The organism is Nostoc sp. KVJ20 (assembly GCF_001712795.1).
Classification (GTDB): domain Bacteria; phylum Cyanobacteriota; class Cyanobacteriia; order Cyanobacteriales; family Nostocaceae; genus Nostoc.
In genome coordinates, this window is record NZ_KV757784.1 from 1 (window position 1) to 15700 (window position 15700).

General features: G+C 42.0%; 10 protein-coding genes and 1 pseudogene. 6 read left to right on the forward strand and 5 right to left on the reverse strand.

All coding sequences use genetic code 11. The features are described from left to right. Nucleotides 1-2800 (forward strand): hybrid sensor histidine kinase/response regulator (locus A4S05_RS36690; protein ID WP_256091392.1); only part of this gene is annotated, 2800 nt, incomplete at its 5' end. 254 nt (nt 2801-3054) lie between these two features. Next, on the forward strand, nt 3055-5124 hold the full coding sequence (locus A4S05_RS36695; protein WP_069074670.1) for a prolyl oligopeptidase family serine peptidase: 2070 nt from the start codon (nt 3055-3057) through the stop codon (nt 5122-5124). Between the two features lie 139 nt (nt 5125-5263). On the opposite strand, the gene tilS is transcribed toward A4S05_RS36695, so the two are convergent. The 4 genes from tilS to A4S05_RS36715 form a co-directional block, all read right to left on the reverse strand. Further along, a complete protein-coding gene (tilS, locus tag A4S05_RS36700) occupies nt 5264-6256 on the reverse strand; it encodes a tRNA lysidine(34) synthetase TilS (RefSeq protein WP_069074671.1) in 993 nt (330 codons plus the stop codon). A 91-nt stretch (nt 6257-6347) separates the two neighbouring features. After that, complete coding sequence (locus tag A4S05_RS36705) at nt 6348-7934, reverse strand: hydantoinase B/oxoprolinase family protein (protein WP_069074672.1); 1587 nt, start codon at nt 7932-7934, stop codon at nt 6348-6350. An 89-nt stretch (nt 7935-8023) separates the two neighbouring features. Next, complete coding sequence (locus A4S05_RS36710) at nt 8024-10120, reverse strand: hydantoinase/oxoprolinase family protein (protein WP_069074673.1); 2097 nt, start codon at nt 10118-10120, stop codon at nt 8024-8026. A 247-nt stretch (nt 10121-10367) separates the two neighbouring features. Beyond that, nucleotides 10368-10808, reverse strand: a complete 441-nt coding sequence (locus tag A4S05_RS36715; protein WP_069074674.1) for a Crp/Fnr family transcriptional regulator — start codon at nt 10806-10808, stop codon at nt 10368-10370. Between the two features lie 565 nt (nt 10809-11373). On the opposite strand from A4S05_RS36715, the gene A4S05_RS36725 reads away from it, so the two are divergent. Both A4S05_RS36725 and A4S05_RS36730 read left to right on the forward strand, forming a co-directional pair. Beyond that, nucleotides 11374-12045, forward strand: a complete 672-nt coding sequence (locus A4S05_RS36725; protein ID WP_069074676.1) for a cadmium resistance transporter — start codon at nt 11374-11376, stop codon at nt 12043-12045. A gap of 311 nt (nt 12046-12356) precedes the next feature. Then, nucleotides 12357-13016 (forward strand): pentapeptide repeat-containing protein, encoded by a 660-nt coding sequence (locus A4S05_RS36730; RefSeq protein ID WP_069074694.1) that lies wholly within the window; start codon nt 12357-12359, stop codon nt 13014-13016. A 108-nt stretch (nt 13017-13124) separates the two neighbouring features. On the opposite strand, the gene A4S05_RS36735 is transcribed toward A4S05_RS36730, so the two are convergent. After that, nucleotides 13125-14810 carry a SulP family inorganic anion transporter gene (locus A4S05_RS36735; RefSeq protein ID WP_069074677.1) on the reverse strand — a complete coding sequence of 562 codons (1686 nt, stop codon included), beginning with the start codon at nt 14808-14810 and terminating at the stop codon, nt 13125-13127. A 348-nt stretch (nt 14811-15158) separates the two neighbouring features. On the opposite strand from A4S05_RS36735, the gene A4S05_RS36740 reads away from it, so the two are divergent. Further along, a complete protein-coding gene (locus tag A4S05_RS36740; protein ID WP_069074678.1) occupies nt 15159-15359 on the forward strand; it encodes a hypothetical protein in 201 nt (66 codons plus the stop codon). Beyond that, a pseudogene (locus A4S05_RS44005) lies at nt 15359-15597 on the forward strand (hypothetical protein). Before A4S05_RS36740 ends, A4S05_RS44005 begins: the two are co-directional and overlap by 1 nt. Nucleotides 15598-15700: the final 103 nt, after the last annotated feature.

Here is a 15700-nt window from a genome sequence, read left to right on the forward strand (position 1 = left end):
GGATTCAGGATTAACCGAAGTACAGCCAGATAATTTGTTCGGCTCTTTCGATGAAAATCCGCAACTGCTGTTTGAAGATGTCGCTGCAAATGATTCCACCTATATTCAGATGGAACCCACAGAGAATGCTGTGGATGAATTATCAGAAACTATTAGTTTTGGGGAAACTTCAGATTCAGCCCAGACAAGCCCAGAAATTTTAGATACTGAAGAAAATAATTTAGAAACTACCTTTGATTTCGCAGAAAACACAGCTTTTGAAGATACAGAACTGAGTTTTGATCATGATTTATTGTTTACAGAAAATGCTTTGCCAGAAGCAGAAAAGCAGGAAGAATTAGAAGAGAATACAGCAACAATTGACTCACAAGCTGTCCATGACTTCACACAAACGCTTATTCAGGAAGATGTCGAAACCGATTTGTGGGATTTAGGGGAGACATCTGAAACGGTATCAGTGTCAGAGGGAGAAAATGCAATTCTTGCTCCAAATGAAGAATTGGCAACTACAGAAATCGTTGAAGAAATTGCTCCAGAAGATGAATTTGCAGATTTGGCAGCATTACTAGGAGAGGAAGTAGCACCCATCCCTAAAGCCAAGGAGATACCAGAAGTAGACTTTGCTGCCCTGGAAGAATTGCTAGGTACAGATAATGAAAGCGATGTCTACGACGGGCTACGCCAACGCCAGCCCTTAGAGATTCAACCAGTCTTGGCTAAAAATCCCATTTCATCACCAGCGATCAAAGATGAATTCGGTGACTTGGAGAAGTTGCTGGCAGAAGCAGATCAAACAATATCCCATTCACCTTCAGTAAAATCGAACACCAGCAAAACTCCCCGCCCCTCTACTCGTCGGGCTGCGAGATTTGAAGAAACGATGAAGGTTCCAGTTAAGCAACTGGACGATATGAGTAATTTAGTTGGAGAGTTGGTGGTAAATCGCAATACTTTAGAGCAGGATCATGAACGGCTGCGGCAGTCATTAGATAACTTGCTGATTCAGGTACAACAACTCTCAGATGTGGGCGCAAGGATGCAAGAGTTGTATGAGCGATCGCTACTAGAAGCTTCTCTGTTAGCTGGACGTAAAAAGAAAGACCCCGGCTTTCAAGCTCCAGATTCCAATGCCGACAGGGGTTTTAGCGAGTTAGAAATGGATCGTTTTACACCCTTCCATACACTCTCACAGCAGATGATTGAGCGGATTGTGCGAGTGCGTGAGTCGGCTAGTGACATTGATTTTGTTACCGAAGAAACCGAGCGAGTCGCAAGGCAGTTCCGCCAAGTAACCACCCAGTTACAAGAGGGATTAACTAGAGCGCGAATGGTGCCTTTTGCTCAAACTATCGATCGCTGGCGGCGAGGAGTGCGCGACAATGCTATCAAGTGTGGCAAACAAGTCGAGTTGGTGATTGAAGGTGGTGATACCTTAATTGACAAGATGATTTTGGATCATCTCACCGATCCATTAACTCACATGTTGAATAATGCGATCGCTCACGGCATTGAAACGCCAGAACAACGCCAAGCTGTTGGTAAACCACCTGTGGGAATCATTACCATCCGCGCCTTCCACCAAGGCAACCAAACCATCATTTCTGTAGGCGATGATGGCGCAGGTATCGATTCAGCAAAGGTTAAGGCGAAGGCAGTGAAAATTGGCATGATTACAGAAGCGCAAGCAAAAGCCATGTCTCGTCTGGAAGTCTACGATCTGCTATTCCAGTCTGGTTTTACGATTAAAGACCAAGCAGATGAAATTTCCGGTCGTGGCGTGGGTATGGACGTAGTGCGTTCTGAGATTAGCGAAATTCGTGGGACAGTTAACACCGATTCTGCGATCGGCAAGGGAACTACCTTCACCATTCGCTTACCACTGACTCTGAGTATTTGTAAAGCTCTCTGCTGCGTCTCCGATCGCTCCAGAATTGCCTTCCCGATGGATGGTGTAGAAGATACGCTGGATATCCCAGTCAAAAATATTCAGCACGATGCCAATGGACAATCATTTATTTCTTGGCGCGATACGGTACTGCCATTCCGACCTCTAAAGGAACTTTTAACTTTCAATCGCCAAATCAGTCGTGGTAATGTCTATGGCGGTACGCGAGATGATGACATGGTTTCTGTGGTTGTGGTGCGATCGGCAAATACTCTGATTGCTCTACAGATTGACCTGGTGTTGAGCGAACAAGAAATTGTAATTAAGCAATTTGAAGGCCCAGCACCTAAACCCATTGGTGTAGCTGGTGCTACAGTCCTGGGTGATGGTCGGATTATGCCCATTGCTGACGTGCTGGAAATAATTGACATCTTCCAGGGACGAATTTCTACACAAAGTGGTGGCAATTCTTGGCAACAAAAAGCTACTCCTCCAGATACCTCTCCTGCGAAGATTGACCCGACAGTGCTGATTGTCGATGACTCGATTACAGTCCGAGAGTTGCTATCTCTAACATTTAATAAGGCAGGTTATCGCGTAGAACAGGCGCGTGATGGGCAGGAAGCTTGGGATAAACTCCGCTCCGGTCTGCCTTGCGATATCGTATTTTGCGACATAGAAATGCCCCGTTGCGATGGACTGGAATTACTCTCTCGCATCCAGAAAGACTCTAACCTCAACCACTTACCGATCGCGATGCTCACCTCACGGGGTGCAGATAAGCACAGACAAATTGCATCTCAACTCGGTGCTAGTGGCTACTTTACCAAGCCTTATCTTGAAGAAGCTCTCCTCGAAGCCGCAGCGCGAATGCTGAAAGGGGAGAAACTCATTAGTAGTCCAACTAATGCTTAGTTTCAAAAGCTTAAAAAATTAAATGCGCGTAGGTGTAGCCCCTTTGAGACATCGCTTGTCTACATTTACTAGTACCCTCTGGGACAATACGCTTGGGTTAAGGGCTAATTGTACAAAATTGCGGGTTTTCGAGACGCGATAAATCGCCGTCTCTACAAGTGTTTTGGTCTGTATTGCCCTCTGGGAATTTTCTCGTAGGTTTAGGAAGGGGTCTATCTTTGTAGTATGTAAAGAAGCACTTTTGACCTAAAACTATGCCTTCTTCTAAAAAACCTCTCACCTACCCATCCAGCTACAAAAGTAATCAAGTCGATAACTACCACGGTACTTCAGTCGCAGATCCTTATCGTTGGTTAGAAGATCCTGACTCTGAAGAAACAAGAACTTGGATCGAGGCACAAAATCAAGTTACTTTTGGCTACCTGAGTGAAATTTCTGCTAGGGAAAAAATTAAACAGCGTCTCACCAAACTTTGGGATTATGAAAAATATGGTATCCCTTTTAAAGAAGGCGAACGCTACTTTTATTTTAAAAATTACGGGCTGCAAAACCAAAGTGTCCTTTACACTTTGAAAACTCTCGACGACCAACCCAAAGTTTTACTCGACCCTAATAAGCTCTCAGAAGATGGGACAATTGCTCTTTCTGGATTGTCCATTAGCGAGGATGGCAAACTTTTAGCTTATGGTTTATCGTCTTCTGGTTCTGATTGGCAAGAATGGAAAGTACGTAATATTGAAACTGGTGAAGACCTCCAAGATCATCTGAAGTGGATTAAATTTTCTGGCGCATCTTGGACATACGATAACCAAGGTTTTTTCTACAGTCGCTACGATGAACCGAACGAAAAAACTCAATTAGAAGATGTTAACTATTATCAAAAACTCTACTATCATCAACTAGGTAAGCCCCAATCAGAAGATGTACTAATTTATCATCGTCCTGACCAAAAGGAATGGGGTTTTAGTGGTGGAGTTACTGAAGATGGACGCTATCTAATAATTTCAATTTGGTTGGGTACTGACTCTAAAAATTTGGTTTTCTTCAAAGATTTAACTAACCCTAATTCTGAAGTTGTAGAACTAATTAACCAGTTCGAGGCAGATTATAGCTTTATCGACAATGATGATAGTGTCTTTTATTTCCGCACAGATTTAAATGCACCACGGGGAAAAGTTATTGCGATTGACACGAAAAACCCTTCGCCAGAGAATTGGCGAGAAATCATTCCTCAATCTGCGGAAACGTTGGAAAGTGTTGGCATACTCAATAACCAATTTGTTGCTGATTATCTCAAAGATGCTCACAGTCAAATCAAGATTTTTGACCTCAATGGTGCATTTGTACGCGAAGTTGAATTACCGGGACTCGGTTCAGCCGGAGGTTTTGGTGGTAAGCGTCATGATACCGAAACTTTTTATAGCTATACCAGTTTCACCACACCAGGAACTATCTATCGCTACGATATGATAACTGGAAAAAGTGCCCTTTTCCGTCAGCCGCAGGTAGATTTTAATCCAGATGATTACGAGACAAAACAAGTATTTTATCAGAGCAAAGATGGTACTAGAGTGCCAATGTTTATCACCCATAAAAAGGGCATAAAATTAGATGGAAATAACCCAACTTATCTTTATGCTTATGGCGGTTTTAATGCCTCAATGACACCTGGTTTTTCTGTGAGTCTTTTGGTGTGGATGGAGATGGGTGGTGTCTATGCTATGCCAAATATACGCGGTGGTGGAGAATATGGCGAAGAATGGCATCAAGCAGGAATGAAGGATAAAAAGCAAAATGTCTTTGATGACTTTATTAGTGCTGCTGAGTGGTTGATTGCGAATAATTATACTAAGACTGATAAGCTAGCGATCGCAGGTGGTAGTAATGGCGGTTTATTAGTTGGTGCTTGCATAACGCAACGTCCCGATTTATTTGGTGCGGCTTTACCAGCAGTCGGCGTCATGGATATGTTGCGGTTTCACAAATTTACCATCGGTTGGGCTTGGACTTCCGAATATGGTTCAGCAGATAATCCAGAAGAGTTTCCAGTGCTGTATGCTTATTCGCCATTGCAAAATCTCAAACCCGATACAGCTTACCCAGCAACCTTAATTACCACAGCCGATCATGACGATCGCGTTGTTCCTGCTCATAGTTTCAAATTTGCCGCAGCTTTGCAAGAGGCTCACGCTGGTGATGCGCCAGTTCTAATTAGAATTGAGACGAAAGCAGGACATGGCGCGGGTAAACCCACGGCTAAAATTATCGAAGAAGCCGCAGATAAATGGGCTTTTTTGGTACGTGCTTTGGATGTTGAAGTTTAGATTAATATGATTGTCTCACGCAAATGCCCTCGCCTTTGCGTGAGATTGTGTCAGGAATGAGACAAGAAGATTCAGTATTGAGATAGATTGTTACGTAATTTTAAAAACACCGTATAAAGTCTTAACTCATCACTCCTAACTATTTAAAACAGATCCAGTCGCCTTCTACTTGAGCGATCGCACCACCAGGAAATGGATCGGTTTGCGATCGGTTGGGCGCTATAATTAAAGCCGTTAATTTTTCGATGTGTTCAAAACTAGGTGCATCAGTTAGTATTTGCTGCAATACCTGACGCATCACCCGACGTTGCAAGGCCAATGGTGCGTTCTGCAATACCCGACGATTTAACCGTAAGGGAAGAAGAGTAAGAGAATCTTCTTCATCCCCAATGTCCAATGCCCCATCCCGCAACTGCTGGGCAGCTTTTTCTAAATATTCCACTTCCGCTTGGAGAAGTTCTGCTGTTTGGGCTAAGGCTGATTCTACTTGGGGGTTGAAATTATTTCGCAAATATGGTATTAGTTCTTGGCGAATGCGGTTGCGGGCATATTGCAAATCTTGATTGGTAGAATCTTCCCAAATTGGTAATTTAAATTCGTGACAAAATTGCTCTGTTTGTGAGCGAGTAATTTCTAAAAGTGGACGCACTAACATAATGCCTGTAGTTAGAGGACGTTGCCAAGTCAAGGCTTGTAAACCATCAGCACCAGTACCGCGAATTAAATTGTAGAGGAGAGTTTCGGCGCGATCGCTAGCGGTGTGTCCTGTTACTATATATTGATAATTATTTGCTTGTGCGATCGCACTTAAAGCTTGATAGCGCCAATCGCGTGCAGCCGCTTCACTATTTATCGGTTTGTTCGCTGTTTCTAAATAAAAGGATGTACCCCAAGTTTTAGCTAAATTTTCGACGTGATGAGCATTAGCTTGAGAGTCAGAACGCCAGCGATGATCGCAGTGAGCGATACCTAAATCCCATCCCCATTTGGATTGTAAATCTAAAAGTAATTTTATTAAACACAGAGAATCTTGTCCGCCGGAGACAGCGATTAATAGTCGCTGGTTGCGCTCAAATAAGTGGCGCGATCGGATGGTGCGATGAATTTTTGCATGTAAGGGAGTCCATACCATTTTGTTTTTTTCAGCGCACACGGACACAAATAATTTTCTATTATATCTGTGTATATCAACTTGGGTATTAGTGATTAGCTAAACTTTCTAATTAAGAGATTTGACCAAATCCACCGCCGCCAGGAGTTTCTATTACAAAAACATCTCCAGTTTTCATCTCTACTGTTGCTGTGCTGTCTAAATTCTCTTCGATTCCATTCTGACGTTGTATCCAGTTGCGTCCTAATTTTCCTGCTTCCCCACCATTTAATCCAAAGGGAGAAACAACCCGATGACCAGAGAGAATATTAGCTGTCATAGGTTCTAGAAATCGAATGCGGCGGACAACTCCATTTCCACCCGAATATTTTCCTTTACCACCACTATCAGGACGAAGACTAAAGCTTTCTAAAAGTACAGGATAACGGGTTTCTAAAACTTCTGGATCGGTCAAGCGGGAGTTCGTCATGTGAGAATGGACACCATCAGTTCCATCAAAATCAATTCCCGCTCCAGAGCCGCCGCAGATAGTTTCATAATATTGATATTGCTCATTACCAAAAGTAAAATTATTCATCGTTCCTTGAGAAGCAGCCATGACACCCAAAGCACCATATAAAGCATCGACAATGGTTTGAGAAGTTTCTACATTACCTGCTACTACTGCTGCTGGATAGGTTGGATTGAGCATACAGCCAACCGGGATAATAATTTCTAGAGGATTAAGACACCCAGCATTGAGAGGAATATTATCATCAACTAAAGTACGGAAGACATATAATACTGCTGCTTGAGTTACAGCTTTAGGAGCATTGAAATTACTATTTAGTTGTAGAGAAGTCCCAGTAAAATCGATGGTAGCACTGCGATTTTCTGGGTGAATTGTCACTTTAACTTGAATTTGTGAGCCATCATCCATTTTATAAGTAAATGAGCCATCCTTGAGAACTGCGATCGCACGTCTAACAGACTCCTCAGCATTAGCTTGCACAAATGTCATATAAGCCTGAACAGTATCAAGCTCATATTGTGAAACCATTTTACGAAGTTCTTGAACTCCCCGTTCATTTGCGGCAATTTGTGCTTTGAAATCAGCTATATTTTGGTCAGGGTTACGAGCCGGATAAGTATGATTTGAGAGGTGCTGCCTTACTGAGTTTTCTCGAAATTTTCCCTCTTCAACCAAAAGGAAATTATCAAAGAGAATTCCTTCTTCTTCTACTGTGGTACTGTCAGGAGGCATTGAGCCAGGAGTAATTCCACCCATATCGGCTTGGTGTCCACGAGAAGCAACGAAAAAGATGGGCATGGGGCATTGGGCATTGGGCATTGGGGATGGATTATTTTCACTACTTTCTAAAAATACAGGGGTAATTGCAGTGACATCAGGAAGGTGGGTTCCGCCATTATAGGGATTATTAGATAGATAGACATTTCCCGGTTTTAGGGTGTCGCCTTTATCGTTAATTAAACTTCTGACACTTTCACTCATTGAGCCTAAATGTACGGGAATGTGTGGGGCATTTGCTACTAATAATCCTGATGAGTCAAAAATAGCACAGGAGAAATCTAGCCTTTCTTTAATATTCACTGATGTAGCCGTGTTTTGTAACACAATTCCCATTTGTTCGGCGATAAATTGATAGAGATTTTTGAATATTTCTAAACGGATGGGATCTGGTTGAGATTTTATCTGCATGGTTGATTTCTTTTTATTAAAAATACAAATTATGTAACCAAAATAACTGATATTGATTCTCCTGCAAATACAGATTAAGCCTGATCAATTCATCCATCTTTACGCTTTAAAATCAGATGATTACGTTCAGTTAATCTGGCATTCCAGTTAGGCTCAATTACAATTGTGCCAATTTTTTCAACGACGATCGCAGGCCCATTAATACTATCTTCTGGTTGCAAATCTTCCCGTCGATAAATAGGTGTATCATGCCATTTATTATGACTAAACATTCTGACTATTTCAACACATACGGGGGCTTCATCTAGAAAACGGGTACGAGTAATTAATGCTTCTTCGGGAGTATCCATTTTCTGAATTACTTCCACTGAAGCTGATTCGACAATTAAGTTTTTCTCTAATTGAATGAAACCGTAGCGAGATTGATGTTCAGTTTCAAAATCTTGTCGCATCAATACCACATTATTGGCAAAATTAATGGCCATTGTAGAGTTAGTTCCCTCATATTTTAAGTTAATTTTTCGGATTACTTCTACTCTACTCAGTGCCTCATCTATTTCACTTATAGCTTGAGCTTCTAAATATTCCATTAACTGCTGTAGTTTAGGGATTAATGCTTGGCTTAAAGGTTGTTCAACTCCTCCTTCTCTAATTGCCCTAACATCCGCTAATCCCATTCCATAAGCAGAGAGAACGCCAGCATAAGGATGTAAAAATATTGTTTTCATTCCCAAGGTATCGGCAATTAAACAAGCAACTTGCCCACCTGCACCGCCAAAACAACAAAGCACATATTGGGTAACATCATAACCCCGTTGCAGACTGATTTTTTTAATTGCATTCGCCATATTTTCCACTGCGATCGCAATAAATCCAGCGGCTACTTCTTCGGGAGTAGAATGATTTAATGTAGCGGCTTGAATGTCTTGGGCTAATTGTGTAAATTGCTGGATGACAGTATCTTTATCTAAAGGTGAATTTCCATCAATTCCAAAAACTGAGGGAAAATATTGTGGGTGAATTTTGCCTAACATCACATTAGCATCAGTAACCGCTAATGGCCCGCCACGCCGATAACAAGCAGGGCCAGGATTTGAGCCAGCAGATTTAGGGCCGACACGATAACTAGAACCATCAAAAAAGAGAACTGAACCACCGCCAGCAGCAATGGTATTAATTGCTAATACGGGAACTCGCATCCGCGCCCCAGCAATTTCCGAATCTAGTTGTCGTTCATACTCTCCTTTAAAGTGGGCAACATCTGTACTGGTTCCACCCATATCAAAGGTGATAACTAACTCAAAACCTGCTCTTTTACTAGTTTGAACTGCGCCAACAATACCGCCAGCCGGGCCACTTAAAATACTATCTTTACCTTGAAATTGCTCGGCTGCGACTAAACCGCCATCAGATTTCATGAACATTAATTTGACTCCGGGTAACTGACTCGCTACTTGGTTGACATAGCGCCGCAGAATCGGAGTTAAATAAGCATCGACTACTGTTGTATCTCCTCTGCTAACCAACTTCATTAAAGGACTAACTTGATGGGATATGGATATCTGCGTAAAGCCGATTTCTTGAGCAAGCTGGGCTATTTGTTGTTCATGATTGGGATAGCGATCGCTGTGCATAAAAACAATCGCACAACTCCGAATTCCTGTGTGGTAAACTGCTTCTAAGTCATTTTTGACTTGTTCAATCTTTATCGGTATTAATTCATTTCCTTTGGCATCATAGCGTTCATCTATCTCAATCACCTGCTCATAAAGCATGGTTGGTAAAATAATATGACGAGCAAAGATATTAGGACGATTTTGGTAGCCAATTCGCAGCGCATCTTTAAACCCTTTGGTGATGAGAAGAACGACGCGATCGCCTTTCCTTTCTAATAGCGCATTTGTTGCTACCGTTGTCCCCATTTTTAGCACTTCTATCGCTTCCGTAGGAATAGGTTCGTTGTTTGCAATACCTATAATATCCCGAATACCTTGGATGGCTGCATCTTGGTATTGTTCAGGATTTTCTGAAAGGAGTTTGTATACTATAATCCATTGCTGATTATGCAAAGGGACAATTAAAAAACGTTCAGGGTGTTTTGAGAGTCCATCTATAATTGCTTGATTATTAGTAACAGCAACAATATCTGTGAATGTTCCACCACGGTCAGCAAAAACCTTCAACATTACTATGTTTCCTCGACACTATAGAGGTAGCATAACAATAGCCAGCAATATTGCTTGAAAGTTTGAATCTTACTCCCCTTTCCTTGAAGGAAAGGGGCTGGGGGTTAGGTCTGTATTTCATGCAATTGGGAACCGCTATATCATTAGTACCAAATGACTAATGACCACTGACTAATGACTAAATCGGCGGGCTGCTATACCTTCTACCCCTTGAAACGATGGGATTCCCGCCGATTTCCGTTGATTATTAACTCCGCAAAGAGGTCACATTCATATCATCATTCAATCTGCGAATCAGACGGGATAATTCACGAATGATATTCACTGCAATTTCGGGAGTTTCTTCGATCGCATCATACAGCTGCTCTTGCGTCAGTTCTAAAAATTCACAGGGTTCCAGAGTCGTTGCAGTGGCGGAACGAGGTTGAGTATCAAATACTGCCATCTCACCGAAGTATTTTCCCTGTTCCACCTCTGCCAATTGTTTATTCCCAATGTGAACTTTAACTCGACCTGACACGACAATATAGAGCGATCGCCCTTCTTCTCCCTGTCGAAAGATGGTGTAATTAGCTGGAAATGACAATTCGTTCATCACTGAAGTGAGCCGCACAATAAAATCATCCCGCAATTCCTTAAAAATCGGGACTCGCCGGACAAATAATAAACGGTCAACACTGGTTAACATAATTACAAGTTAAATCCAACATTACTGGACATCCTGAAACTGAAGTTAGAGGGCGATTAGTCATATTAACCGATGTTGAATGCTAGCTGCCAAGAATATCCCAGCCTTTAGCATCTGACAAGGGTTCTCTTCAATAGGAGCAATCGCTCTTAAACTTCTCAGATACTAACTCAGTATGAGGTATGACGAACTGCTACTCTCTTCCATGCGGTTTAGTTGTCATGTAGAAAGCCCAAAATATATAGTCAATTTGTTAATCACTTTTATTTATCGTTTTAAAAAACAAGAGTATTTGCTCTTATTTGGCTGAAAGCCATAATATTGAGTTCATTAGCTCCCAAGGTACCTTGCTGAGAAAAAAATCACCAATTTGAGTAGAGGCATAGTTTAGCGCTATAGGCATCGCCTCTAAAAATCCTACAAATTGGAAAATTGACTGATTACTAGCGAACCTCGATTGGTTGTCGTTAAGTACAACAGTCACAAAATCTCCTGAACTGCATTCACATCGAGAAGCAGAGAAGGATGTAAGACAAACAGCATTGAATTATCGTGAGCAACAATTATGAGTTGGCTAATTAGTACATTAATTATTGGAATCTCTGTCGCTTTTGCAACCACCTTTGACGACAATTTATACTTGACGGCCTTCTTCGGAAAAGTCAATCGCAGCTTTCGTCCTAAGCATATTGTTCTCGGTGAATTTCTGGGATTCACTGTCTTAGTTTGTGCTAGTCTCCCTGGTTTTTTCGGCGGTATGCTTATTCCTAGTACCTGGATAGGTTTGCTAGGTTTGCTTCCCATTGCTATCGGTATCAGTAATTTCATCAGTCGAGAACAAGAAGAAGAAACAGTGCAAGCTGTGTCAGTTGACTTAACTCCTACTAAATCTGGACGCCAAAAGAAATCACTATTCGCAACCATCCGCGATCCTCAAACCTACCGCGTTTCGGCTGTCACCATTGCCAATGGAGGAAACAATATTGGGATTTATGTACCGTTGTTTGCCAGTAGCAATCTTCCAAGTTTGGGTGTAATTCTGTGTGTTTGCTATTTCACTGTTGGTACGTGGTGCTTACTCTCTTACAACCTGACTCGTAATCCTCTGATGACACCTGTTTTAACTCGCTACGGTCGGAAAATCTTTCCCTTTGTCTTAATTTACTTGGGACTCTCTATCTTGATTAAAAGTGAAACATATCGACTTTTACCTAGTTTGGCAATGCTTGGGAACTAAATATGAGGCGATGTTGTGCGGTAAACTATGCCTACGATAGACGCTCCACACTATGTCTGCGACGGGCTACGCTTACGCATCTGAATCTGAAAACTTGAAATTCTTGATGGGTGTTATGTCCCTGATGTCAGCAAAAAAATCAGCGATCGCTTCCCATCCAAAAAGATTTATCAATCACTTGAATTTATCAATATGAATAACAATAATATTTGCTCTTATCAATCAAGTTATCTAAAGTGAGAATAAAGCACATTATCGATGGCTCTTATAAAAGCAAGCCCACCAATAGGAATCAGATTATGAAGGAACTAATGAATCAATCAAACTCTAAAAAATTAACTCAGTGGCTCGTAACAGCAGTGTTTATGGTAGTTGTCGCGGGATTTACTCTGCTTATCCAGCCCAGCGCTAGAGCGCAAACACTAACACCATCCATACCTACGGAATCGGAACTAGCTCCAGTTGAATCACCAATGGAGCCTGTAACAGCACCAGTCATATCTCCGGTTGTATCGCCAATGGAGCCTGTGACAGCACCAGTCCTATCCCCAATAGTCTCTGTAGCAGATAACGTTAGACATTTATTACAAACCAATGAATGTGTTGGCTGTAATCTGACTGGAGCAATGTTAAAGGATGCAAACCTGCAAGCGGCAAACTTAGAAGGTGCTAACTTACAAAATGCAGACTTAGAAAGAGCTAACTTACAGCAAACAAACTTACAAGGGGCTAACTTTCAAGGAGCAGATTTAGGCAAGGTAAACCTTTTGGGAGCAAACCTAGTGGGAGCGAACCTATTTGATGCAGACCTAGAGAAAGCCAACCTCCTAGGAGCTAACCTGCAAACTGCTAACCTACAAAACGCAGACTTGGAAAATACAAATCTGACAAATGCAAACATCCAGGGAGCTAATCTGATGGGCGTTGATTTGGAAGATGCAATCAGACCAGAAGGATTTGCTATTCAGTAATTAAACTGAAGTTGTCCGTACAAATTTAAAAAAATACTTCAAAAGCCTGATTCGGTAACGAATACAGGCTTTAACTATGGCAGTAGTCAGATAGTTTCTGACATGATATCAATCATTTAATTCCATCAATTCTTTTGTTTTCAAATCAGCTGCTACAGGTTGAGAACATGCAATCTGGGGAGAGATAGAGCAAATCGCATCTGTGGTTGTTTCAAAACAATTTGATAACCCAATTGTATTTAACAATCCTGTACGTTCTAATAGTTGTTGGACTTCGGGTTGTAACCCTGTGAGAATTAAGCGGCAATTGTGCCGTTCCAAGTCATGATAAATATCCTCTAAGGCTACTAACCCAGTTGTGTCCATATTTGGCACAAACCGCAACCGGAGAATTAAATACTTTACTTCCGGTTCATCACGGAGGAAAGTAGCAAACCTTTCAGCAGCACCAAAAAATACGGGGCCATCTACCCGATAAACGGCAATTTCCTTACCTAATTCCAGAGGAGTACCAGGGGGAAATACTTCGGTTTCAGGTATTTTAACTAAGCTTAAATCGCTCATCCGTTTGATGAATAACGCTCCGGCTGCAATCAATCCCACTTCGACAGCGAGAACTAAGTCAAACAAGATTGTGACTAGCCAGGTGAGAATCATTACAGCAAAGTCGGAGTAGGTAGCACGCATTAATAAACCAATGGCTTCCCACTCAACCATTCGCAGACTAACCACCATTAAAATCCCAGCAAGTGCTGCTAAAGGAATCTGTGCTGCTAGGGGTGCTAAAGTTAAAACGATTATCGCTAAAGCAACACCGTGAATTACCCCAGATAGTCGGGTTTTACCGCCAGAACGGACATTGACAGCAGTCCGAGCGATCGCACCTGTGGCGGGGATGCCACCAAAAAATGGCACAATCATATTAGCTAAACCTTGACCAATTAATTCGCGATCGCTATTGTGTTTCTCGCTAACAGTCATCCCATCAGCTACTACCGCCGATAGCAACGATTCAATACTTCCCAGTGCAGCTAAAGCCAAAGCCGGATTAATTAGTTCCCGAATCACACTAAAATCATTCCAGTGGGGGATACCTTGAGGCATCGGTAAAGATTGGGGAATCGTGCCAATTGTTGGTACATTTAGATGGAAAGAAGATGCGATCGCAGTTGCTAACACCAGCCCTACTAAAGAACCTGGTATTGTCGTATTAATCCTAGGCCACAAAACATTAGTTGCAATCACCACTACAGCTAAAGCAACCGCTGCCCAGTTTAGAGCTTCTACATGAGTTATACTTTGCCAAAGTCCCGGTAGAAAATGTTCGCTCCGTGGTAATTTTAAACCAAAGAAATTATTTAACTGACCACAAAAAATAATGACGGCAATACCGTTAGTAAAACCTGCCGTCACCGGATAGGGAATAAACTTCACTAACTGTCCAAGTTTGGCAACCCCCAAAGCAATTTGGATAATTCCAGCCATCACCCCAGCAATCCAAACTTTCTCAATGCCGTACTTGGCGACAATTCCCACCAAAACCACAGCCATTGCACCTGTTGGCCCTGTAATCTGTACTGACGAACCACCAAAAATTGCTGCGACAATTCCCGCCACAATCGCGGTGTAAAGTCCTGCCTTTGGTTCCACACCGCTGGCGACTGCAAAGGCTAAAGCCAAAGGTAATGCTACCACTGCTGCTGTTAGTCCTCCCGTCAAATCACCACGCAACCCACTAAACAAGCGACTCAGACGCAAAAGCAGTGGTTCTTTGAGGATATTAGATGTTGCCATATCGTCATTTTCAACTCTTGTACACAATTTCTTGAAGCACACCCAAATGTTATTCCATATTTTCGGTAGAGTTCATCAGGATTGTCGAGAATTCCCCGATTGCGTGGGGGTTTTGGTTCAAGTTCGCCTATTTGCTGATTAATAAAAGTGGAGGTTTGCTTGACATAATGGGTAGAGCATGTATAGCAAGGTTGGCGATCGCTACCTAGAGTCTCAGTTACAGAAATAAATTTCTGCCTTAATCCAAATAGATGCGAATTTCAGATCGAGATGCAAAGCATACAAGCACGGTCGAGATCATTAGTTGAGAAAGCTATAATTTGCTTGGAGTAAAGGTGATGTATCCTTATGCTGACACTTGAGCAAATTGAGTCTGCGATTCTTCAACTGCCACCTAACGAGTATGAGAAGCTCATTCAATGGTTTGCTGATTTAGACTATCAACGGTGGGATGAACAATTAGAGAAAGACATTGCTGATGGCAAACTGGAAGCTTTTGCACAAGAAGCGATCGCTGAGTTCGAGGCGGGTAACTATCGAACAATTTGATGCATTACACAACTCATCGATTTTGGGAACGTTACAATGTTCTGCCTGAAGAGGTTTAGCAAATAGCTGATCGGTGTTACGAACTACTCAAGTCTCATCCCTCTCATCCATCACTGCATTTCAAGAAGGTTGGTAAATACTGCGAAACTATAGGGCATTGGATGTAGAAGTTAAGGATGGTATTTTGTGGTTTTGGATCGGGAGTTATGCAGAGTACAACAAGCTTATTGATATGTAGTTACAGCAGCAGTTGGCGCCAGTACAACCCCAAAATTTGATATTTTTAAGCAAGTCGGCATCTTTTTAGTATTAACTTTATAATTTATATGAGTAGAAATTTG